24 protein-coding genes and 1 other annotated feature are annotated in these 22,428 nt (G+C 40.5%); all 24 genes read left to right on the top strand.

What is annotated here, in order from left to right:
• Positions 1 to 17: 17 nt before the first annotated feature.
• The 24 genes from mraY to KSU66_RS10175 all read left to right on the top strand — a co-directional run bounded on the left by mraY (position 18) and on the right by KSU66_RS10175 (position 22,428).
• Positions 18 to 998, top strand: a complete 981-nt coding sequence (gene mraY, locus KSU66_RS10290; RefSeq protein ID WP_269051360.1) for a phospho-N-acetylmuramoyl-pentapeptide-transferase — start codon at positions 18 to 20, stop codon at positions 996 to 998.
• Positions 999 to 2,348, top strand: a complete 1,350-nt coding sequence (gene murD, locus KSU66_RS10285; RefSeq protein WP_269051359.1) for a UDP-N-acetylmuramoyl-L-alanine--D-glutamate ligase — start codon at positions 999 to 1,001, stop codon at positions 2,346 to 2,348.
• A gap of 24 nt (positions 2,349 to 2,372) precedes the next feature.
• Positions 2,373 to 3,467 (top strand): putative lipid II flippase FtsW, encoded by a 1,095-nt coding sequence (gene ftsW / locus KSU66_RS10280; RefSeq protein ID WP_269051358.1) that lies wholly within the window; start codon positions 2,373 to 2,375, stop codon positions 3,465 to 3,467.
• Between the two features lie 15 nt (positions 3,468 to 3,482).
• Positions 3,483 to 4,268: a cell division protein FtsQ/DivIB gene (locus KSU66_RS10275; protein ID WP_269051357.1), complete on the top strand. Its 786-nt coding sequence runs from the start codon at positions 3,483 to 3,485 to the stop codon at positions 4,266 to 4,268.
• On the top strand, positions 4,252 to 4,971 hold the full coding sequence (locus tag KSU66_RS10270; protein WP_269051356.1) for a DUF881 domain-containing protein: 720 nt from the start codon (positions 4,252 to 4,254) through the stop codon (positions 4,969 to 4,971). Before KSU66_RS10275 ends, KSU66_RS10270 begins: the two co-directional genes overlap by 17 nt.
• A gap of 18 nt (positions 4,972 to 4,989) precedes the next feature.
• A complete protein-coding gene (locus KSU66_RS10265; protein WP_269051355.1) occupies positions 4,990 to 5,709 on the top strand; it encodes a DUF881 domain-containing protein in 720 nt (239 codons plus the stop codon).
• Positions 5,710 to 5,712: 3 nt separating this feature from the next.
• Complete coding sequence (locus KSU66_RS10260; protein ID WP_269051354.1) at positions 5,713 to 6,084, top strand: small basic family protein; 372 nt, start codon at positions 5,713 to 5,715, stop codon at positions 6,082 to 6,084.
• Between the two features lie 93 nt (positions 6,085 to 6,177).
• Complete coding sequence (gene ftsA / locus KSU66_RS10255) at positions 6,178 to 7,461, top strand: cell division protein FtsA (protein WP_269051353.1); 1,284 nt, start codon at positions 6,178 to 6,180, stop codon at positions 7,459 to 7,461.
• Between the two features lie 53 nt (positions 7,462 to 7,514).
• Positions 7,515 to 8,702, top strand: a complete 1,188-nt coding sequence (gene ftsZ / locus KSU66_RS10250) for a cell division protein FtsZ (protein WP_269051352.1) — start codon at positions 7,515 to 7,517, stop codon at positions 8,700 to 8,702.
• A gap of 277 nt (positions 8,703 to 8,979) precedes the next feature.
• Positions 8,980 to 9,834, top strand: a complete 855-nt coding sequence (locus KSU66_RS10245) for a sigma-E processing peptidase SpoIIGA (RefSeq protein ID WP_269051351.1) — start codon at positions 8,980 to 8,982, stop codon at positions 9,832 to 9,834.
• Positions 9,824 to 10,534, top strand: coding sequence for an RNA polymerase sporulation sigma factor SigE (gene sigE, locus KSU66_RS10240; protein ID WP_269051350.1), 711 nt, complete (start codon positions 9,824 to 9,826; stop codon positions 10,532 to 10,534). The genes KSU66_RS10245 and sigE overlap by 11 nt, the downstream gene beginning before the upstream one ends.
• A gap of 94 nt (positions 10,535 to 10,628) precedes the next feature.
• Positions 10,629 to 11,411 carry an RNA polymerase sporulation sigma factor SigG gene (gene sigG / locus KSU66_RS10235; RefSeq protein WP_269051349.1) on the top strand — a complete coding sequence of 261 codons (783 nt, stop codon included), beginning with the start codon at positions 10,629 to 10,631 and terminating at the stop codon, positions 11,409 to 11,411.
• An 83-nt stretch (positions 11,412 to 11,494) separates the two neighbouring features.
• Positions 11,495 to 11,740, top strand: a complete 246-nt coding sequence (locus KSU66_RS10230) for a PRC-barrel domain-containing protein (RefSeq protein WP_269051348.1) — start codon at positions 11,495 to 11,497, stop codon at positions 11,738 to 11,740.
• 70 nt (positions 11,741 to 11,810) lie between these two features.
• A complete protein-coding gene (locus tag KSU66_RS10225; RefSeq protein ID WP_269051347.1) occupies positions 11,811 to 12,503 on the top strand; it encodes a YggS family pyridoxal phosphate-dependent enzyme in 693 nt (230 codons plus the stop codon).
• Positions 12,500 to 12,958 carry a cell division protein SepF gene (locus KSU66_RS10220; RefSeq protein ID WP_269051346.1) on the top strand — a complete coding sequence of 153 codons (459 nt, stop codon included), beginning with the start codon at positions 12,500 to 12,502 and terminating at the stop codon, positions 12,956 to 12,958. Before KSU66_RS10225 ends, KSU66_RS10220 begins: the two co-directional genes overlap by 4 nt.
• Before the next feature lie 26 nt (positions 12,959 to 12,984).
• Entirely contained in the window at positions 12,985 to 13,272 is a 288-nt protein-coding gene (locus tag KSU66_RS10215; protein ID WP_269051345.1) for a YggT family protein, read from the top strand.
• Positions 13,273 to 13,315: 43 nt separating this feature from the next.
• Entirely contained in the window at positions 13,316 to 14,092 is a 777-nt protein-coding gene (locus KSU66_RS10210; protein WP_269051344.1) for a YlmH family RNA-binding protein, read from the top strand.
• 112 nt (positions 14,093 to 14,204) lie between these two features.
• On the top strand, positions 14,205 to 14,711 hold the full coding sequence (locus tag KSU66_RS10205; RefSeq protein ID WP_269051343.1) for a DivIVA domain-containing protein: 507 nt from the start codon (positions 14,205 to 14,207) through the stop codon (positions 14,709 to 14,711).
• A gap of 57 nt (positions 14,712 to 14,768) precedes the next feature.
• Positions 14,769 to 14,992 (top strand) — a binding site (T-box leader).
• A gap of 42 nt (positions 14,993 to 15,034) precedes the next feature.
• Positions 15,035 to 17,806 (top strand): isoleucine--tRNA ligase, encoded by a 2,772-nt coding sequence (ileS, locus tag KSU66_RS10200; RefSeq protein ID WP_269051342.1) that lies wholly within the window; start codon positions 15,035 to 15,037, stop codon positions 17,804 to 17,806.
• A 142-nt stretch (positions 17,807 to 17,948) separates the two neighbouring features.
• Positions 17,949 to 18,425: a signal peptidase II gene (lspA, locus tag KSU66_RS10195; RefSeq protein WP_269051341.1), complete on the top strand. Its 477-nt coding sequence runs from the start codon at positions 17,949 to 17,951 to the stop codon at positions 18,423 to 18,425.
• Positions 18,425 to 19,351, top strand: a complete 927-nt coding sequence (locus KSU66_RS10190; protein WP_269051340.1) for an RluA family pseudouridine synthase — start codon at positions 18,425 to 18,427, stop codon at positions 19,349 to 19,351. Before lspA ends, KSU66_RS10190 begins: the two co-directional genes overlap by 1 nt.
• A 183-nt stretch (positions 19,352 to 19,534) precedes the next feature.
• Positions 19,535 to 20,077 (top strand): bifunctional pyr operon transcriptional regulator/uracil phosphoribosyltransferase PyrR, encoded by a 543-nt coding sequence (gene pyrR, locus KSU66_RS10185; RefSeq protein ID WP_269051339.1) that lies wholly within the window; start codon positions 19,535 to 19,537, stop codon positions 20,075 to 20,077.
• Between the two features lie 31 nt (positions 20,078 to 20,108).
• Positions 20,109 to 21,401, top strand: a complete 1,293-nt coding sequence (locus KSU66_RS10180; RefSeq protein WP_269051338.1) for a solute carrier family 23 protein — start codon at positions 20,109 to 20,111, stop codon at positions 21,399 to 21,401.
• A gap of 148 nt (positions 21,402 to 21,549) precedes the next feature.
• On the top strand, positions 21,550 to 22,428 hold the full coding sequence (locus tag KSU66_RS10175; RefSeq protein WP_269051337.1) for an aspartate carbamoyltransferase catalytic subunit: 879 nt from the start codon (positions 21,550 to 21,552) through the stop codon (positions 22,426 to 22,428).

Raw genomic sequence — 22,428 nt, 5'->3', positions numbered from 1 at the left:
TAGAGGGAGAATTTATAATGACACTCGGAACGACCATGATAATTATTTCTGTTAGCTTTATAATGTCAGTAGTTTTAGGCTTTATTATTTTGCCGATTCTTAGAAGGATGAAATTTGGCCAAAGTATCCGTGAGGAAGGTCCAGAATCGCATCAGAAAAAAGCAGGTACCCCAACAATGGGCGGACTTATCTTTTTAAGTTCCATTATTATTTCAACACTTGCTTTGTCATACATATATGAGGTTCTAACGACACAAACGATAGTGCTTCTTATAGTTCTTGTAGGTTTCGGAGTTATCGGGTTTTTAGACGACTTTATTATCGTTGTCATGAAACGAAATCTTGGACTCACATCCCTTCAAAAACTAATCGGACAAATTATTATCGCAGTTACCGCTTTTTTCTTATTAAAACTAGGACCGTTTGACACAATGATTGCGTTGCCATTCATTGATTTCAAAATCGACCTTGGTATCTTTTATGTCGGATTTCTTATTATTTGGCTTGTTGGTTTTTCCAATGCGGTCAATCTTTCGGATGGGCTTGACGGACTCGTTGCAGGGACATCTTCCATTGCATTTACTGCCTTTGGTGTTCTCGCACTTACTAACGAACAACTTGCACAATTAGATATTGCGTTATTTTCTTTCGTTGTGGCAGGCGCCATGCTTGGATTTTTAATCTTTAATCTTAAGCCGGCTCAAGTGTTTATGGGGGATACGGGATCTTTAGCCCTTGGTGGCGCGCTCGCAATGATATCGATTCTTATTAAACAAGAAATACTTTTGCTCTTAATCGGGATTGTGTACGTTGTAGAAACGTTGTCAGTAATCATTCAAGTAATTAGCTTTAAAACAACTGGTAAACGTGTCTTTAAAATGAGCCCCATTCATCATCATTTTGAACTATCTGGTTGGTCCGAGTGGAAAATCGTTATCGTTTTCTGGGGAATCGCCTTCTTGGCGGCAATAGTACCCGTATTGTTGGAGGTGATGTAATTGAAAGATACTAAACAATTTAAGGATATGAAAATACTTATACTTGGTCTTGCCAAAAGTGGATATGCAGCGACAAAGCTTCTTCACACACTCGGTGCGGACGTGACTGTGAATGACGCATCACCTTATGAAGGCAATGCGGAAGCAATGGAGCTTCGTTCGGAAGGAATCCGAGTCATTTGCGGTGGACATCCAGATGGACTCCTTGAAGAGGGCTATGAGTTAATTGTGAAAAATCCAGGAATTCCGTATAGCAATCCTGTCGTTATGGAGGCTGTTCGAAAAGGAATTCCAGTATGGACTGAGGTGGAAATTGCATCACGAATTAGTGAAGCACCTATTATTGCAATTACAGGATCGAATGGTAAAACAACGACAACAACTATTTTATATCACATGTTAAATGCAGCTAAGAAACAGCCTTTAATAGCAGGTAATATTGGTACTGTATCTTGTGCAGTAGCCGAAAAGGCGACTGCGGGTAACGTAATTGTTTTGGAAGCATCCTCATTCCAACTTATGGGGACAGATTCATTCCGCCCGACAATTGCAATTTGGACGAATGTCTATGATTCTCATCTCGACTATCACGGGACGTCGGCCGAATATATAAAAGCGAAAGCACAAATTTCAAAAAATCAGCATGCGGACGATTACCTTATATATAACGCAGATCAAGAGGAACTACGGGCCTTTGCTGCACAGTCATCGGCGATAAAAGTTCCATTTTCACTTAAAGAGAAATTAGAAATAGGCATATCCGCAGACGAATCAGAAATATACTGGAACGGGGAGCCTTACATTAACCGTAAAATCATTAAGCTACCTGGGCAGCATAATCTTGAAAACATTATGTCGGCCACAGCCGCTGCAATCCTTTCCGGTTGCGATAAAGATTCGATTGAAAGTGTACTTAGTTCGTTCGCTGGTGTGAAACATAGAATGCAATTTGTAAAAGAGTTAAAAGATCGTAAGTTTTATAATGATTCCAAAGCGACAAACACATTGGCTACGAAAAGTGCCCTTGCCGCGTTCGACACGCCGATTGTACTTCTTGCGGGGGGTCTTGATAGGGGACATACCTTCGAAGAGTTAAGGCCGTTCATGGGCAATGTGAAGGCGGTTGTGACGTTGGGCGAAACGAAAAATCGATTTGCCGAATTTGCATCCTCTTGCGGGGTTCAAATGATTATCCACTCGAAAGATATGGAAGACGCTGTGAAGCAAGCAGATACAATATCTCAAAAAGGGGATACTGTACTGTTATCACCATCATGCGCAAGTTGGGATGAATATCAAAGCTTTGAAATTCGCGGTGATGCATTTATTAAAGCGGTTATGTCTCTTTAAGCTATCTAGTTTGAAATCGGAAGGATGCGTACACTGGAAGAAAAGTTGAAGATTACCTTTGCCATTTCAGCCACTGCGCTGTCATTGATTGGTTTGGCATTTGTCTATTCAGCAGGATCTTACTGGGGAACGGTTCACTACGCGGACTCCTCCCCTTTTATCGTAAAACAATTGATATACATGATTGTGTCTGTCGGTATTGCGCTTTTAATTATGAAAAGTCCTTTAACGTCAATCCCAAAAACGTGGACAGTTGTTTATTGGTTAGCCATTTTATTACTTGTGGCAGTACTCATTCCGGGTATTGGCGTTTACCGCAACGGTTCTCAAAGTTGGATTGCACTAGGGCCTTTTAGCCTTCAACCCGCCGAATTTATGAAGGTTGCACTCATTGGTAAACTTGCTGCATTGTTGAATGAGAAAGGGAGAGGGAAGCGGATCTTCCGTTTCAGTCATATAGGCCTCATTTTACTTCCGGCAGCCCTGATTATGACACAACCTGACTTAGGTTCGACGGTTATTTTAATTGTGTCGGCTTTTATTGTTTTATTTCTATCGGGGTATCCGTTACGTTTTTTCTTTTTTATCGGTTTCGCAGGTGTAGGTGCATTTGTCGCTTTGATCGCGATGGCGACATACAGACTTGACAGAATAAAATCGTATATTGATCCGTGGAATGATCCACTTGGTACCGGTTTCCAAGGAATTCAATCCATATTTGCTATTGCACCTGGTGGATTATTCGGCCATGGGTATGGGAATAGCCGGCAAAAGTATTTATACTTGCCCGAACCACAAAATGATTTCATCTTTTCAATCATCGCCGAAGAAACAGGATTCATCGGTGCGACAGTCGTTATACTGCTTTTTGCATGCCTACTTATTTCGACATTTGGAATTGCGATTCGGACAAAAGAGCACTTCGCGTTCCTAATGGTTGCGGGTATGGGGTCAATCATCATTTTTCAAACATTTTTAAATATAGGTGTCGTGTCAGGACTTTTGCCCGTAACGGGTGTGACGCTGCCATTCATAAGCTACGGCGGATCGTCATTGATGACGACGTGGATTTCAGCGGGAGTTATTCTTCACTTCACGATGAATAGACAGACGAGTTGACTGGAGGGGTTTAGTATGAAAAAAGTAATTGACATTGAGGAGCGGATTCCCTCAATGCGCGAAAAACGGCGCAAAAAGACGAATAAGAAGTTTCTATTTGTGTTTTTAATATTTATCGTCGCCCTCCTCGCTATACTTTACTTCCAGTCACCACTTAGTCGTATAAAAGAAATTGCGGTAAGTGGCGCAATCCTTAAAAACTCAGAGTACTATGAAGAAAAAAGTGGTCTTGTAGTCGATAATCCTTTATGGGGGTTCAGAACGACGTCCGCGGAGGATTTATTGATGAAGCAAGAGCTTGTACAAAAGGCGTCTATTTCACGAAAATGGCCTAACAAAGTTAAGATTGAAATAGTGGAATGGAAAACGATCGCCTATCTTGAAGATAGGGGACTTTATAATTTATTAATGGAAAATGGGGAAGTATTTCCAGGAGATGCGTTATTACTAGAATCGGATATACCTGTTTTAAATAACTTTGGAAGTGCTAAAGTAATAAAGCAAGTAAGCGCACAGCTATTGAAACTGGATAGCGACGTGTATCATCTTATTTCCGAAATTGTATTTACGGGTACTGAAGAGGATCCAGAAAAATTGACAATCTATATGGATGATGGATATGAAGTACGGGCAATCCTCTCAACCCTTTCTGAAAAAATGGATTATTACCCCGACGTTACGGCCCAGTTAAACGGTTTAGAAAAAGGCGTGATTGATATGGAAGTTGGAACGTATTTCACACCCTATAGTAAAATATATGGTTTAAGTAAGGAGGACGACGAGGTTGTCGAAGAAGAATGATGAATACCGGAAGAGAGGCAGACATATTCTTTTTTCAATCGTTTTTCTAGTCCTTGGTTTCATCCTAGCGTTTTCATATAAAACACTTGGTGGAAGCGATAAAACTGAAATACATCAATCGGCAGCATTCATCCAAGAAGAACAATATCGAGAAGATTTAAGTAAGCAAAAAGAACGAAACAAAGAACTAACTGATGAAATCGCCGCCAAGCAAGAGGAAATACGTTCGTATGAGCGTTCCTTTTCCAAAAGAGAAAAAGATCACGGGTCTTTAGTTGAAGAAGCAAAGGATCTTCGCCTGTTGCTTGGTGCAGTACCGGCAGTCGGTCCAGGTATTAAAGTTACACTTAAAGATGCGGAATACAATCCGGTTGAACAAAACCCAAACGACTACATAGTACATGAAAGTCACATCTTAAGAGTTGTCAACGAACTTTGGATTGCTGGAGCACAGGGCTTAGCGATAAACGGGCAAAGGATAACCGCGAATTCGTATATAAAGTGTACAGGTCCCGTTATTACTGTGGACGATAGAACTTTCCCGGCGCCATTTTTTATAGAGGCAATTGGCGATGCCGACGTTCTATCATCTTCTTTATATTTGAAAGGCGGGGTTATTGACAGTCTTCTTAATGAAAACATAGTTGTCACAACTGAAACGTCGAAGGAGCTAAAAATATCCGCATTGCGAAACGAAGGATAAAGTAAGGGGGAATGGTGGATGTATAATCCGGTAAAGTGGAAGTTCTCAATTGTGTTGCTAATCATTGGATTAATGCTCGCCATTCAATACAATACCGTGAAAAATCCTGAAGAGCGTGATACAAGAGACATTTGGGCAATCCGTCAAGAATTGACAATGGAGAAACAACTCAATTCAGAGTTGTTATCTGAAATACGGGAACTTGATAAAACAATCCACACATATGATTCGCTTGAAGATGGAAATACAGAAAAAGCATTAACGGAAACAGTGGACAAGCTTTATAAACAAGCCGGAATGACGGATTTAAAAGGGACGGGCTTTGTCATGGAAGTTCGACCATCTGAAGAAAGCATTGCTTTAGGTATACCGATTTCTGGAATTACGCCAGATTTACTTAATAAGTTTGTGAACGATTTAAATCGGTTTAAAGGAATTTCCCTTGAAATTGATGGCAAACGGTTTACAACGTTAAGTTCAATAAGAGATATCAATGGTATAACAACAGTCAATGGACTGAATGTTTCAACGCCGCCTTTTAAAATGAAGGTGATTACACAGTCTTTGGAAGACGGTGAAAAATTATATAATTATTTGCTGGCGTCCCCGATTCATGATGATTTTTATCTTGAAAATTTTAATTTAGATATTCATAAACCGAATTCAACCATGGAAATACGTGGCTGGGGTGACAAGTTTGAAAACCGATACTTAAAGGAATTGCCGAAAGGGGAATAAGATATGTGGTTGCCTTTATTGGGTCTTATAATTGGGGTTTCACTCGGTCTTTTATCTGATATTGAAATCCCGCAAGTTTACGGCAACTATTTATCCATTGCCGTTCTCGCCGCACTAGACACATTATTTGGAGGAATCCGTGCTTATTTACAGCAAGTATATGATGATAAAGTGTTCGTTTCCGGATTCTTTTTTAACGTGGCCCTTGCTGCTGGACTTGCATTTATCGGAGTACATCTAGGCGTTGACTTGTATTTGGCAGCGGTATTTGCTTTCGGCGTTCGGTTGTTCCAAAATATTGCTGTTATTAGAAGAATCCTTTTGACTAAATGGACGGATAGAAACAAGCCATCTAGCACAAAAGTACCCGAATGAAAGGATTTGGATGTAAGATGTCGAACTTATTTAGACAATGCAGTCAAAATACAATAGAATGGAATCTAAGAGTTGTTAGGGAGGTGCCAGTCGTTGAGCCAATCAGAATTATATGTATCGCTTGATATAGGTTCTTCATCAGTTAAAGTACTAATTGGTGAAGTGAATGAAGGATCATTGCATGTTGTAGGGGTAGGAAATGTACAATCGGCAGGTATCCGTAAAGGAACAATTATTGATATTGATGCAACTGTACAGTCAATCAGGAAGGCGGTCGATCAAGCCGAACGAATGATAGGTATGAAAATTAATGAAGTTATACTGGGAATACCTGCAAACGGCGTACAATTACAAGATGTAAAAGGCGTCGTGGCAGTTAATAGTGAAAATCGTGAAATTACAGATGACGATCTGGATCGGGTTATGAAGTCAGCACAAGTTATGTCCGTTCCGCCTGACAGGGAAATCGTTAATATTGTACCAAAGCAATTTATAGTAGATGATTACGGGGAAATAAAAGATCCACGTGGTATGATAGGTGTTCGTTTAGAAATGGATGGTACACTTATCACCACTTCGAAAACGCTTGTACACAATATTTTACGCTGTGTGGAACGCGCGGGTCTAAATATCCGCGAAATTTACTTGCAACCACTTGCGGCGGGTACATTTGCACTAACAGAAGATGAAAAAAATCATGGTACCGCATACATTGATATTGGCGGGGGATCCACGACAGTTGCAATTTTCGGAGAAGATCGTCTGTTATCGACCGCTGTTATCCCTGTCGGTGGGGACCATATTACTAAAGACTTATCAATAATATTAAAAACACCAACTGAACAAGCAAGAAAAATAAAACACCAATATGGCCATGCATTTTATGACGACGCATCGGATGACGAACTTTTCGAGGTCCCTGTCATTGGCGCCGACACGAAAGATCAATATAGCCAAAGATACATATCGGAAATCATCGGTGTTCGCCTGGAGGAACTTTTCGATCTAATTCTTGAAGAGTTGTATCGAATGGGCGTACGTGATTTGCCGGGTGGAGTCGTGTTGACCGGCGGTATTACAAAAATCGATGGAATCCTACAATTAGCAAGGCATGTTATGAAGACAAGAGTACGTGTCCATACACCTGAATACATTGGTGTAAGAGAACCGATGTATTCAACAGCCGTAGGACTCATACGATACGCCCATACACATGAAGAGTATTTCGGGAAATTATCCGATGCTCCACCGGTTACAGCTATGGAATCGACTGTTCCAAACGCAAATAATCGAAACAAACAGTCTGATAGAGCACAAGAGAAAAAACCGGGTTTATTTAGCAGGGCAAAAAATGTCTTTGACAACTTTTTTGAATGAAAATTTACTAACGATGCAATGAATTCGATGGAGATAGACTAGGAGGAGAGACAATGCTAGAATTTGATACAAATGCTGACCAACTTGCACTTATTAAAGTGATTGGAGTTGGAGGCGGGGGAAATAATGCTGTAAACCGAATGATTGAACACGGTGTGAAAGGTGTAGAGTTCATCTCTGTAAATACGGACGCTCAAGCACTTAATCTTTCATCAGCTGAAGTAAAATTACAAATAGGTACGAAACTTACACGTGGTTTAGGGGCCGGTGCGAATCCGGATGTTGGTAAAAAAGCTGCGGATGAAAGTAAAGAACAAATTGAAGAAGCACTACGCGGAGCGGATATGGTGTTTGTTACCGCGGGTATGGGCGGAGGTACAGGAACGGGTGCAGCTCCTGTTATTGCACAAATCGCGAAGGATTTAGGGGCGTTAACTGTAGGGGTTGTCACTCGTCCATTTACGTTTGAAGGGCGGAAACGTCAAACTCAAGCAATTGGTGGAATTACGGCTATGAAAGAGTCCGTAGATACGCTTATCGTTATTCCAAATGATAAACTTCTTGAAATTGTCGATAAAAATACGCCAATGCTTGAAGCATTCCGTGAAGCAGACAATGTACTTCGTCAAGGTGTTCAAGGTATATCCGATTTGATAGCCGTACCGGGTCTTATTAACTTAGACTTTGCCGACGTTAAAACAATTATGTCGAACAAAGGATCCGCACTTATGGGAATTGGTATTTCTACCGGTGAAAACCGAGCTGCAGAGGCGGCGAAAAAAGCTATTTCAAGTCCATTGCTTGAAACGTCAATTGACGGTGCAAAAGGTGTACTGATGAATATTACGGGCGGTTCAAACTTGAGTCTTTTCGAAGTGCAAGAAGCTGCGGATATCGTGGCATCTGCATCTGATGAAGATGTTAATATGATTTTCGGTTCAGTTATCAACGATAACTTGAAAGACGAGATCATTGTCACTGTAATTGCAACAGGGTTTAGTGAAGAGCAATTATTGGCTGCTCGACCTGCAAGAGGTTCTGGTTTTGGTGCAAGTCCATCACGTCCACCAGTACGTGAACAGCAACCATCACCATCACAACAGCCCGCAAGGACTCAACGTGACGAAGAGGCTCCTCAGTTCCAACCTGAACCTGAAACGACTAGGTCGCAACAAAGCGGACAAATGGACGATGGACTAGATATTCCAACATTTTTACGCAATAGACAGCGCCGTAAATAAATAATTGGTTATAAAAGACTTTGCGACATGTGATTTCACATGTCGCAAAGTCTTTTTGTGTTGCTATATATGTTGAAATAAAAGTATTCCATCGAATCTGCTCTCCTAGTAAGGCACCTACGATCGGTTTATACACGTATACCAATGCGCTATTTATAGACCCGGGTGTCTGGCATTTCTTTGTAAATGTTGTCGAATCTTTTTTTGAAAATGGTTCCTCAAACTGACAAACATTTCACAATCTAAATGCTATCGTTGCTAATAGGGAGGGCGGTCTATGTATGGAGAAGTTATTGTCGGAGTGAATATGTTGTTCAATTACGCAATCCTCTCATTTGCAAACAAGATAGGCAACGCTGAATCCCCTAGAAAACGCCTTGTGCTTGCGTCATTTGTTGGTGCCGTACCAGTTACATTGTTTCCAACGTCTTCTATTGTCGTTATTATTACATTTATTGGAATGACAGTATGTGCATTCGGAAGAACATTTGAACCGTGGAAGAAGTCAGCGTCAATGGTATTGGTCGGTGCATTGTTTGCGGGAGGAATGTTGACAGCTTTTCAATACCGAATCCATACATTTAATGATTGGATTACTGTTCTTACATACGCCATTATTGCGTATGCCTCTCTTTATTACATGAGAAAAAAATGGTTGGATGTAAGAATAGCACGGCATGTCTCTGAACTGTCGGCAACTTCCAATCTTCAAATTTGGGGGGCTACTATTCAGATGGATGTCTTCGTGGACACGGGAAATGGTTGTACCGAGCCGTTATCAGGCGCACCTGTTCATTTTGTTTCATTGAAAGCGGTGGAAGAGTTTATTCCACAAGATTTAAAAGAACAACTATTGTCATGGGATCCGGTGAGTTCACCGACTTTGTCGCATTTTTCATCTATTTATCATAAGGACATGCGACTCGTTCGATTACAAACCGTACAAGGTCGATCTTGGGTCGTTGGGTTCAAATTTGAACAATGGTCCATTGTTACGGGTAAAACTCTTAGACCGGGCTATATCGTCCTTACAAAAAGTGATCGGCGCTACCCGGAAGGCGCTGATGCAATCCTTCATGTATCCGCCATGGAAAATTTAAATCAGGAAAGGGGAACTGCTCATGCTGCATGAATTGAAAAAATGGATGTCGGTAATTGCTACCTTTTTCAAACAGAAAAATGGCACGTATTATATTGGAGGTCACGAGTCACTTCCAAAACCATTAACACGGGAGGAGGAGGCTATTACAATTCAAGCATTTATGAATGGCGATATGAACGCACGGGACACGCTAATAGAGAAAAATTTACGTCTTGTTGTTTATATTGCTCGTCGGTTCGACAATACAAACACACATATCGAGGATTTAATAAGTATTGGTGCAATCGGACTTATAAAAGCAATTGAAACGTTTAAGGTCGATAAAAATATAAAGCTTGCAACGTATGCATCTCGCTGTATCGAAAACGAAATTCTAATGCATTTGCGCAAAACAAATAAACTACGGTCGGAAATTTCGTTCGATGAACCACTAAATTCCGATGCGGATGGAAATGAGCTATTGCTTTCGGATATTCTCGGAACAGATGAACATATTATTATTGACGATGTAGAAAAAAAGATAGAGCGGCAACATATGATTGAAGCTATCCGTGTTTTGGATGAACGTGAGCGCTATATTATGGAATGCCGTTTTGGACTGACGGGAAAAATAGAAATGACTCAGAAGGAAGTTGCCGAACTGCTAGGCATATCACAGTCCTATATCTCCCGACTCGAAAAAAAAATAATTACCGATTTGCGTGAAAGCTTAAATCAACCAATTACTTAATGGTTTAAATTGGTCGTATTATATTTCGCATATTCCGTAAGACTGCGGACAGACTATCTTGTACAGTCATCTACAGAATACGGAGGAAATGCTAATGGTGCGTACAAAGGTTGAGATATGTGGTGTCAATACGTCCGAACTGCCATTACTAACGAATGAAGTGATGAAAGAGACTTTTATAAGGATGCAAAGCGGGGATTACTCAGCAAGAGAAGAACTGGTCATTGGAAATTTACGTCTCGTTTTAAGTCTCGTCCAGCGATTTGCTTATCGGGGCGAACAAGCGGATGATTTGTTTCAGGTCGGTTGTATTGGGCTTTTAAAATCAATCGACAACTTTGATTTAAAACATAATGTTCGTTTTTCAACATACGCAGTCCCGATGATTATTGGGGAGATCAAACGACATCTGCGGGATCATCATGCGGTGCGTGTTTCAAGATCACTTCGCGATATCGCATATAAAGCAATGAGAGCAAAAGAACAATTTATAAACGACAATTTGAAAGAACCGAGATTATCGGATTTAGCGGAAGCGACCGGAATACCGGAAGACGATATTCTTTTTGCACTCGATGCAATCCAAGATCCCATGTCACTTCACGAGCCGATGAATAGCGGTGATGGAGATCCAATATTTATGATGGATCAGTTGCAAGATAAAACGGTAACTGAAGAGCGTTGGTCGACGTATGTTTCAGTAAAAGAAACAGTTTCAAGTATGAATGAAAGACAACAATCGATTCTGTCAAAACGTTACTACCTTGGACAGACACAAACTGAGATTGCAAAAGAACTTGGTATATCACAAGCTCAAATTTCAAGGTTGGAAAAGAATGCGGTAGAGATTATACGAGAAGGTATGGAAAAAGAATAAAGGAAGAGAGTAAAACGTGATGCGAAACTTGCATTGCGTTTTTTCTATTCCTACTGCATATATTTCTCTAAAGGAGGGATTTTATGAGGTTTTCAGAAATTCAAAAAAAAGAAGTAATTGATGCAAGGAAAGGTGCTTTTCTTGGGTATGTTCAAGATGCAACAATTGATATCGTAAGTGGTAAGGTAGAAGCTTTGCATATTGGCGAAGGAGACAAGAATATATTTTTCGATTCGAAAGATAAGGATACGAAAAAAGTTCGACTGCAAGATATTACAACAATCGGGAAAGATATCGTATTAGTCGGCAAAAAAGAGGGGAATAAATGAATAAACATTGATATGTACCTTTTTGCTTGATACAATGAAAAGAACGATTAATGAAAAGTAGTGATTATATATGAGCGAACTGAAAAAAAGAATACAAAAAGTTGAACAAGAAATTCAAACAGCTTGCGATAAATCAAAACGAAATCGCTCGGAAATCAATGTTGTAGCGGTGACGAAAAGTGTTTCGGCAGCAAGGGCTGAAGAAGTTAAGAATGCGGGAATTATCCAATTAGGGGAAAACCGCGCAGAAGGTCTTATTCACAAGCAAGAAGTGATTAAAGATGGCGTAGATTGGCACTTTATAGGGAATATCCAAAGTCGAAAAGTGCGTGGAATTATTGATGAAATCGACTATTTACACTCACTTGACCGAATAAGTATTGCGAAAGAAATTCAGAAGCGAGCAACTAAAAAAATTAAATGTTTTGTACAAGTAAATGTTTCTGGAGAAAGCTCCAAGTCGGGTGTATCACCCGAAGAACTTGAAGGTTTTGTTACGGAAATAGCAGCTTATGATAAAATTGAAATTGTTGGTTTAATGACGATGGCTCCTCACATTGAGGATACGGAACTAATCCGTTCTTATTTCCGAAATCTTAAAGAGCTTCGTGATGATATCGTATCTCTAAAACTACCTCACGCACCGTGTACTGAGTTATCTATGGGAATGTCCAATGATTTTACCATTGCAATCGAGGAAGGTGCAACCTATGTTCGAATTGGTACAGCACTTGTCGGAGCAGAAAGCGAGGGAAATGTTTGAGTATAAAAAATAAACTTCAAAACTTTTTTTACCTTGATGATGAAGAAGAGGAAACAGTTGCTACTCCACCGCCAACTCGACAACGACAAGAACCGCGCACTGTAAGAGAACAACCTAAACAGGTGAAACCGAGAAATCAAAGCTTCGGTGAACCCGTACAACCAGCGACAGTTGTAAGCTTGAAAAGTGCTCAAAAGTCTTCAAAAGTTGTTCTTGTTGAACCCCGTGTTTATGCCGAAGCACAGGATATATCCGAACAATTAAAAAATAAAAAAGCAGTCGTTGTAAACTTACAACGAATTGACCGTGAGCAAGGGATTCGGATTGTCGATTTTCTAAGTGGTACGGTATATGCAATTGGTGGAGACATCCAACGAATTGGTACAGACATATTTCTATGTGTACCGGAAAATATCGAAGTTGACGGAGCAATATCTGACTTCTTTGAACAATAGAAACTGAATGAGGTGTACGTTTAATAATGATTCAATTCTTGTTACTTCTTAGAGATACAACAATGTATGCAATATCGATTTATAGCTTCCTTCTCATAATATATATACTTATGTCTTGGGTACCATCTCTTCGTGAAACAAAATTTGGTGTGTTCGTTGGGAAAATTGTAGAACCTTATTTATCTTTTTTCCGTCAGTTTATCCCGCCACTTGGGATGATTGATATTTCACCGATTGTGGCAATATTTGCTTTGCGTTTTATTTCAAGTGGTGTTTTCAATGTATTTAATTTGATTATTAAAGCGATTATTTAAATCCTCACAATCGTGAGGATTTTTGTTTAAGGAGAAGACGGTTATGGAAGAAGTCATGCAGCATTTCAGGAAAGACGAGCAGCCCTATGTAGAGATGGCGATTGGCTGGATACGTGAAGTAGAAGATACGTACGCACCGAAATTGACTGGATTTCTAGATCCGAGGCAACGTTTTATTGTTGAATCGATTGCGGCTGGTACAAACCTTAAGTTTGAATCTTATGGTGCGTTTTCAGAAGCCGAACGAATGAGGGTGCTTATTTATCCGGATTATTATGTTCCGGAGCCGAGTGAGTATCAAATCACCACATTTAAAGTGAAATATGCTTCGAAGTTTCTTACGCTTGGTCACAAAGATGTACTTGGATCGATGATGTCATTGGGGATTGAACGATCTAAATTCGGCGACATTCGAATTGGGGAAGACGAGGTTCAATTTGCAGTCGCAAATGAGTTGAAGGATTATATGACTGCAAATTTTACATCAATCGGTAAAGCTAAAGTGACTGTTGAAGAAGTTTCTAATTTAGAAGAGATGATTGTCACTTTTGACAAGTGGATAGAAACGATGTATATCATTAGTTCCATGCGATTGGATGTAGTTGTTGCGGCCGTAGGGAATATTGCAAGGCAAAAAGCGGCGACTTTAATTCATGGAGAGAAAGTAAAAGTAAACTGGGTAGTTCGAAGCCAACCAGCATTCGAATTGTTCGAAGCAGACATGCTATCGATTCGTGGTTTTGGGCGCTATAAAGTACTTGCCGTAGAAGGAAAAACTCGAAAAGATAAAATTCGACTGTTAATCGGAAAATTAGAGTAACATATATATAGGCAAGAATAGTTTTTGAAATTGTGGAAAATTACTGTTATAGGTGTCATCTACATGTATAATAGATAAAGAATAGGTAATATGTAAAAAGGAGATGCGTCAGATGGCTTTATCACCACTCGATATTCATAATAAGGAATTCGGTCGTTCGATGTTCCGTGGATATGATGAAGACGATGTGAATGAGTTTTTAGAGCAAGTTTTAAAAGATTATGAAAATGTACTGGAAGAAAACAAAGTATTAAAAGCGGATTTAAAACAATCCAAAGAACAAATATCCCATTACAATACGATAGAAGAAACCTTACATAGTTCAATTCTAACTGCACAAGAAGCAGCGGAAGATGTACGTCGGAATTCCAAAAAAGAATCCCAACTCATTGTGAAAGAGGCCGAAAGAAACGCCGATCGTATTGTAAATGAAGCCCTTTCACGAGCGCGTGAAATTGCAATAGAAGTTGACGATTTGAAAAAACAATCAAAAGTTTTCCGAAGTCGTTTTCGTATGCTTCTCGAGGCGCAACTCGAACTAATGCAAGCAGACGAATGGGACAAATTGGTTGAAAGTGAAATTGGATCTGAGCAAATGGAGTTCACGACAAAAGAGTAGAATTATCAGAACTTGACTATACTATATGACACACTTATAATTAACTGCATATATTTACTATAGGCGTTGAAAGAGAGAGTACTTTTTATTGCTGCGCAAAGCGAGCTAGGGATGGTGAAAGCCTAGTCAGCAGAATAGACACGAAAATCACTCTGGAGCTTTGGACTTTCGAAAAAATTCGTATGTCCCGGTAACACCCCGTTATGGTGTCTGAGTGGCAACAATTACGTATTTGTTGCAAGTTAGGGTGGTAACGCGGGTTTATATTCCTCGTCCCTTTTTAGGGGCGGGGGGTTTTTTTATTTATATGAGGAGGAATACAGATGGAATACAAAGATACTTTACTAATGCCGAAAACGAACTTCCCAATGCGTGGGAACTTACCAAATAGAGAACCTGAAATGCAGACACAGTGGGAGCAAATGGATATTTATAAAAAAGTGCAAGAACGGACTGCGGGTCGTCCATTTTTCGTCCTACACGATGGACCTCCTTATGCGAATGGTGACCTTCATATGGGGCATGCACTTAATAAAGTACTAAAAGATATGATTGTTCGTCACAAATCGATGACCGGATTCCATGCACCGTATGTCCCGGGATGGGATACGCACGGACTTCCAATTGAGCAAGCACTTGTCAACACGGGAGTGAAACGACAAGATCATTCAATTGCTGAATTCCGTAAGATGTGTGAGGAATATGCATTGGGTCAAATCGATAGTCAACGTACGCAATTTAAACGGATTGGTGTTCGTGGGGACTGGGATAATCCATATATTACATTGAAGCCCGCTTATGAGGCACGCCAAATTCAAGTATTCGGCGAAATGGCGAAAAAAGGATATATCTATAAAGGATTGAAACCTGTATTTTGGTCTCCATCAAGTGAATCAGCACTTGCTGAAGCCGAAATTGAATATCAAGATAAAAAGTCGGCTTCAATTTATGTAAGCTTTGCTGTTAAAGATGGATTAGGTGTCGTTGAAGAAGGCGTGAAGTTCATTATCTGGACAACAACACCTTGGACAATTCCAGCGAACCTTGGAATTACAGTTCATCCTGAATTTACGTATATTATTGTAAACGTTGGGGAAGAAAAGTATTTGATTGCAAAAGATTTATTGGCATTTGTTGTGGAAGAACTTGGTTGGGAAGACTATTCAATCGAGCGTGAATTACAAGGTTCTGCACTGGACCGCGTAGAAGCACAACATCCTCTTTATGACCGGACTTCACTTGTCATGCTTGGAGATCACGTAACAATTGATGCGGGAACAGGTTGCGTACACACAGCACCTGGTCACGGTGAAGAAGACTTCTACGTTTCAAAAGCTTATGGCATTGATGCTCTTTGTCCAGTCGACGATCGCGGTGTGATGACGGACGAAGCGCCAGGATTCGAAGGTTTGTTCTATGAAGATGCAAACAAAGCAGTTACAGAAGCGCTTGAAAAAGTTGAAGCACTGCTTAAATTAAGCTTTGTCACTCACTCATACCCACATGATTGGAGAACAAAGAAGCCCGTTATTTACCGCGCAACAGCACAGTGGTTTGCTTCAATTGCAGCATTCCGTGAAGAGCTACTAGGCGCTATTAAAGAAACGAAATTCACACCTTCATGGGGTGAAACAAGGCTTTATAATATGGTTCGGGACCGTGGTGACTGGTGTATTTCACGTCAACGCGTATGGGGTGTTCCAATCCCAGTATTTTACGGAGAAGACGGAGAGCCAATTATTAAAGATGAAACGATTGCTCACGTATCGAAATTATTCCGTGAACATGGTTCAAATATTTGGTTTGAACGCGAAGCGGTCGATCTTCTTCCAGAAGGATTCACTCATGAAGGAAGCCCGAATGGCGTGTTTACGAAGGAAACAGATATTATGGATGTGTGGTTCGATTCAGGTTCTTCTCACCAAGGTGTTCTTGACGAGCGTGATGACCTTGTGTACCCGGCAGACCTCTATCTAGAAGGTTCTGACCAATACCGTGGTTGGTTCAACTCATCGCTTACGATTAGTGTTGCAGTTCATGGGCATGCGCCTTATAAAGGATTGCTAAGTCACGGATTTACACTTGACAAAAATGGTCGCAAAATGAGTAAATCACTTGGTAATACAATTGTACCGGCAAAAGTGATGAATCAGATGGGTGCCGATATTCTTCGTTTATGGGTATCTTCAGTTGATTATACGGCGGATGTACGTGTATCGGATTCGAACTTTAAACAAGTATCAGAAGTATACAGGAAAATTCGGAATACATTCCGCTTTATCCATGGGAATACATCCGACTTTAATCCAGCGACGGATAGCGTAGCGTTTGCGGATCTTCGTCCAGTTGATAAATATGTCTATGTAAAACTTCAGGATCTGATTAAAGAAGTACGTGAGGCTTATGAAAGTTATGAATTTTCGGGCGTTTATCATGCGGTGAATAATTTCTGTACGGGCGTTTTAAGTTCCCTGTATCTGGATATTGCGAAAGACGTTGTTTATATTGAAAACATGAATCACCCACATCGTCGGGCGATGCAAACGGTTATGTACGAAACGTTGATGAGTTTAGTGAAATTATTGACGCCGATCTTGCCTCATACAGCCGATGAGATTTGGGCACATTTTGAACATGTTACCGAAGAAAGTGTTCAATTAACGGATATGCCGGAAGCACAAGACTTTGGGGAAGAAGCGATTCAAATTCGTGAACAATTTGAAACACTGATGCTTATCCGTGATGATGTGCTTAAGGCGCTTGAAGTTGCACGGAATGAAAAAGTTATTGGGAAGTCACTGGAGGCTAAAGTGACAATCTATGTTCCGGAAGAGTTGAAAGACGTATTCCACGCAAAAGATATTGACTTTGCACAGTTCTTTATCGTTTCTAAATTTGCGGAAGATGAAGTCGGAAATGCCCCTGAACAGGCACTTAAACTTGATACTGTAAGTGTTCTTGTTGAAGAAGCCGATGGGGAGAAGTGTGAGCGTTGCTGGACAATTTCCGAGACAGTTGGTACAGACGAAACACATCCAGAAATTTGTGCAAGATGTGCCGAAGTTGTAAAAAATCATTACAGCTTGACTGAATAACCTATTTAAGGGGGGGGCAGATGTGGCGGTCTAAATTTCAGACCGTCACAATTGCTTCCCTATTTATTTGCAGGAAAGTTCGGTTTATTACCGCTCAATATGGTAAAATGATATCGAATCTGTTGGACGGGGGAATTCGAAAATGTTTATATATTACGGGTTGGCAGCACTAGTAGTCCTACTAGACCAACTAACAAAATGGATTGTTGTTAACAAAATGGACCTGGGCGAAAGGATATCGATAATGGATCCGTATTTAGGATTTTTTTCGCATCGAAATAAGGGAGCCGCTTGGGGAATGCTTGAAGGACAAATGTGGCTGTTTTATATTGTCACCGTTATTGTGTCAGCAGGGATTTTGTATTACTTTCATAAAGAAGCAAAAGGACAACCCCTTTTTGCAGTTAGTCTGATGATGCTCCTTGGTGGAGCAATTGGGAACTTCATCGATCGTGTATGGCGCAAAGAAGTCGTCGATTTTGTCGATGTGTTTATTCCTATCATAAAGTATGATTTTCCGATATTTAATATTGCAGATGCGGCGTTAACAGTCGGTGTCGTTTTAATAATTATTCATGTGATTATAGATGAAAAAAAGAATAAGAAAAAGGTGTCTTAATGGAAAAAATCGTTATTGAAATTACAGAAGAACTTGAAGGTAGTCGAATTGATAAAGCATTAACAACAACCCGTCCGGATTGGTCAAGGAGTCAAATTCAACAATGGATGAAAGATGGATTTGTTCTGATTAACGGGGAAAATGTAAAGGCAAGTTACAAGATGAAGCAAGGCGACGTATTAACGGTAGCAGAGCCAGAACCGGAATTGCTTGATGTGATTGCGGAAGATCTTAATCTGGATATTGTTTACGAAGACGAAGATGTCCTAGTCGTTAACAAACCACGTGGTATGGTTGTGCATCCAGCACCTGGCCATCCGAATGGAACTGTCGTCAACGGTCTTATGTACCATTGCACAGACCTTTCGGGTATTAATGGCGTGCTTCGTCCCGGTATTGTTCACCGCATTGATAAGGATACGTCTGGCCTGCTTATGGTTGCCAAAAATGATAAGGCCCATGTATCACTTGTCAACCAACTTGTTGAAAAAACAGTTACACGTGTGTATACAGCACTTGTTCACGGTCATATTCCACATGATCATGGAACAATCGATGCGCCAATTGGTCGTGATCAACGTGAAAGACAAAATATGACCGTTACGGATCGTGGAAAAGATGCAGTCACTCATTTTAAAGTAATTGAACGATTTGGCAAATTTACGCTTGTTGAATGTAAACTTGAAACGGGAAGGACGCATCAAATTCGTGTCCATATGAAGTATATCGAATTTCCACTTGCGGGTGATCCGAAATACGGCCCGAAAAAGACACTCAATTTCGGAGGCCAACTTTTACATGCGGGTACACTTGGATTTAATCATCCCGAAACTGGCGAGTATATGGAGTTTACAACTCCACCACCAGAAGACTTTATGGAGTTAGTCGAAAAGGTTCGAAATAATGTTGACAAAATAGAAGAGTAAATCGTATACTAAACAAAGCAAATGAATAGCGACACCTTTAAAATCAGTCCAGAGAGGCTGGGAAGGTTGCATGGAAGTACTGTGGATTGCTGCGCGCAATTTTACTGTACAATTTTTTCTGCACGTACACCTCCCGCCACCTTAGGCAGGGAGGTTTTTGTTTTGAGAAAGGGGAGTAAAAGTATGACTGAAAAAGCAAATATATTAGATGAGCAAGCAGTCAATCGAGCACTTACACGAATTGCACATGAAATTATCGAACGAAATAAAGGAATTGACGATTGTATCCTCGTTGGTATTAAAACGAGAGGTGCATATCTTGCAACAAGACTCGCTGAAAAAATTGAAAAATTCGAAGGGAAACCAATCCTTTCGGGTGAACTGGATATCACATTATACAGGGACGATCTTATGCTGAAACATGGCAGTAACGAACCACTTGTCCAACAGGTAGATATCAATCATAATGTAACGGACAAAAATGTCATCCTGGTCGACGATGTCCTTTATACGGGCAGAACAGTCCGTGCTGCGATGGACGCAGTGATGGATCTTGGGAGACCGGCAACCGTGCAGTTAGCTGTACTTGTTGACAGAGGGCATCGGGAACTGCCGATAAGACCGGACTACGTCGGAAAAAATATCCCTACGTCAAGTGATGAACAAGTCATTGTCAGTGTGGAAGAAACAGACGGCAAAGATAGTGTTTCAATTCATTCGAAGTAATTTAGTCGTTATATCACGGAGGGAATAAAAAATGTCCGAATCTGAAAAAGTCTTAGATGTACACGAGAAACCCAAACTAGGCCATTGGTTAACTTTAAGTTTACAGCATATGTTTGCGATGTTTGGTGCAACTATTTTAGTCCCACAACTCGTTGGGTTAAGCCCCGCGATTGCGTTACTTACAAGCGGAATTGCAACAATTATATTTATCATCGTCACTCGATTCCAAGTTCCGGCATACTTGGGTTCATCATTCGCCTTTATAATCCCCATCCAAGTAGCAACAGTAAGTGGTGGAATTGGAAGTGCAATGATTGGAAGTATGTTCGTGGCCCTTGTTTACGGCATCGTCTCGTTGCTAATTTGGAAGACAGGTTCCGGATGGATTATGAAAGTTTTACCGCCAATTGTTGTAGCGCCAGTCATTGTCGTTATCGGGCTTGCACTTGCACCAACTGCTGTTAGTATGGCAAGTACGATTCAAGTAGACGGTGAAAATGTGTACAATCTTCTTCACTTCTCAGCAGCTATTGTTACGCTTGCAGCGGCGATTATTTGCTTGATGTTCTTTAAAGGAATCATCAGCCTAATGCCGATTCTTATTGGAATTATTGTTGGCTATATTTACTCGGCTTTCATCGGAATTCTAGATTTCACGAAAGTAATTGAAGCAAAGGTATTCGAAGTTCCTGAAATGCTCATACCAGGTATCGACTATGAATTTGTAGTTACGCCTACGCTACTCATGGTAATGGTACCAATAGCGATCGTAACGATTTCAGAGCATATAGGGCACCAACTTGTTCTTGGACGTATTGTTGGAAAAGATTACATAAAAAGTCCGGGCTTGAATCGCTCCTTGCTTGGAGATGGAATAGGAACACTAATTAGTGGTTTTATCGGTGGGCCACCAAAGACAACTTACGGTGAAAATATCGGTGTCCTTGCACTGACGCGCGTCTACAGCGTGTACGTAATTATCGGAGCCGCAATCTTTGCTATTATCTTCTCATTCTTAGGTAAAGTAATGGCGGTTATTGCAACCATTCCAACCGCTGTCTTAGGTGGAATTTCAATTCTATTGTTTGGAATTATCGCATCGTCGGGGCTTCGTATGCTCGTCGATCATAAAATCGATTTTGGAAATCAACGCAATCTTGTCATAGCTTCTGTCATCCTAGTCATCGGAATTGGTGGCGCAACGATTAAGTTCAGTGAAACATTCGAAATCGAAGGAATGGCGCTTGCCGCAATTGTTGGCGTTTTACTCAATCTAGTGTTGCCTGGAAAAACGGATGATTTACTAACGGACGAAACTGAATAGGAAACCTTTTAAAATTGTCCAGTGAGATAAGAAAAGGTTCGTTTGACAAACATTCAACCGGCAACTTCGGTTGCGTGTAAGTTGTCATAAGTTACGGACCTTTCCATAAAATGGGAAGGTTCTTTTTGTAGCGGAAAGGGGAATTCGAATGGATCATTTTGTGTCGATGAAGGAACTTACAGAAAAAGAAATCATTGAATTTCTTGACAGGGCAGAAATGTTTAAAAAAAATGGAACGCATGAATTGCCTGGGAAATATACGGTCAGCAATTTGTTCTTTGAACCGAGTACACGAACGAAAATGAGCTTTGAAATGGCCGAACGAAAACTTGGGTTAGACGTACTACCATTCGAAGCCGCATTTTCAAGTACGTTAAAAGGTGAAACATTATACGACACAGTGAAAACGCTAGAAGCAATTGGAGTCGATGCCCTCGTCATCAGACATCCCGAAGATGGTTATTATGAAGAACTAATCGGTCGGACAAGTTTGTCAATCATTAACGGCGGTGATGGATCTGGTCAACACCCTACACAATCACTTTTAGATCTATTTACAATTAGGGAAGAGTTCGGTTCATTTGAAGGCTTAAATGTTTTAATTGTAGGTGATATTGGACATAGCCGAGTGGCACGTTCGAATGCGCAAGCACTTACAAAACTCGGTGCGAACGTAACTTTCCTTTGCCCCGATGAATGGGCCGATGAATTCAAATCGGTAAATGATTGGGATGAGGTGCTGGAAAGTAGCGATGTTGTTATGCTTCTACGCATTCAACATGAAAGGCATGGCGGTGAAGAATTATTCACGAAGGAAAGTTACCACGAACAATATGGTTTAACAACAGAACGTGTCTTAAGAATGAAAGAACGTGCAATCATTATGCACCCGGCTCCTTTTAATAGGGGAGTGGAAATTGCAAGTGAACTTATAGAGCATGCAAGGTCTAGAATTTTTATGCAGATAAAAAATGGAGTTTATGTTAGGATGGCAGTACTAGAAAAAATACTGAAGGGGAGGAAATAA

Source organism: Sporosarcina sp. G11-34 (assembly GCF_026931025.1).
This window is presented reverse-complemented; position numbering and strand designations above follow the sequence as displayed.

Bases quoted from the DNA above. Each gene is read 5' to 3' on its own strand.
- mraY (WP_269051360.1), top strand. From the start codon at position 18: ATGACACTCGGAACGACCATGATAATTATTTCTGTTAGCTTTATAATG.
- ftsW (WP_269051358.1), top strand. From the start codon at position 2,373: ATGCGTACACTGGAAGAAAAGTTGAAGATTACCTTTGCCATTTCAGCC.
- KSU66_RS10275 (WP_269051357.1), top strand. From the start codon at position 3,483: ATGAAAAAAGTAATTGACATTGAGGAGCGGATTCCCTCAATGCGCGAA.
- KSU66_RS10265 (WP_269051355.1), top strand. From the start codon at position 4,990: ATGTATAATCCGGTAAAGTGGAAGTTCTCAATTGTGTTGCTAATCATT.
- KSU66_RS10260 (WP_269051354.1), top strand. From the start codon at position 5,713: ATGTGGTTGCCTTTATTGGGTCTTATAATTGGGGTTTCACTCGGTCTT.
- ftsZ (WP_269051352.1), top strand. From the start codon at position 7,515: ATGCTAGAATTTGATACAAATGCTGACCAACTTGCACTTATTAAAGTG.
- KSU66_RS10245 (WP_269051351.1), top strand. From the start codon at position 8,980: ATGTATGGAGAAGTTATTGTCGGAGTGAATATGTTGTTCAATTACGCA.
- sigE (WP_269051350.1), top strand. From the start codon at position 9,824: ATGCTGCATGAATTGAAAAAATGGATGTCGGTAATTGCTACCTTTTTC.
- sigG (WP_269051349.1), top strand. From the start codon at position 10,629: ATGGTGCGTACAAAGGTTGAGATATGTGGTGTCAATACGTCCGAACTG.
- KSU66_RS10230 (WP_269051348.1), top strand. From the start codon at position 11,495: ATGAGGTTTTCAGAAATTCAAAAAAAAGAAGTAATTGATGCAAGGAAA.
- KSU66_RS10225 (WP_269051347.1), top strand. From the start codon at position 11,811: ATGAGCGAACTGAAAAAAAGAATACAAAAAGTTGAACAAGAAATTCAA.
- KSU66_RS10215 (WP_269051345.1), top strand. From the start codon at position 12,985: ATGATTCAATTCTTGTTACTTCTTAGAGATACAACAATGTATGCAATA.
- KSU66_RS10210 (WP_269051344.1), top strand. From the start codon at position 13,316: ATGGAAGAAGTCATGCAGCATTTCAGGAAAGACGAGCAGCCCTATGTA.
- KSU66_RS10205 (WP_269051343.1), top strand. From the start codon at position 14,205: ATGGCTTTATCACCACTCGATATTCATAATAAGGAATTCGGTCGTTCG.
- ileS (WP_269051342.1), top strand. From the start codon at position 15,035: ATGGAATACAAAGATACTTTACTAATGCCGAAAACGAACTTCCCAATG.
- lspA (WP_269051341.1), top strand. From the start codon at position 17,949: ATGTTTATATATTACGGGTTGGCAGCACTAGTAGTCCTACTAGACCAA.
- KSU66_RS10190 (WP_269051340.1), top strand. From the start codon at position 18,425: ATGGAAAAAATCGTTATTGAAATTACAGAAGAACTTGAAGGTAGTCGA.
- pyrR (WP_269051339.1), top strand. From the start codon at position 19,535: ATGACTGAAAAAGCAAATATATTAGATGAGCAAGCAGTCAATCGAGCA.
- KSU66_RS10180 (WP_269051338.1), top strand. From the start codon at position 20,109: ATGTCCGAATCTGAAAAAGTCTTAGATGTACACGAGAAACCCAAACTA.
- KSU66_RS10175 (WP_269051337.1), top strand. From the start codon at position 21,550: ATGGATCATTTTGTGTCGATGAAGGAACTTACAGAAAAAGAAATCATT.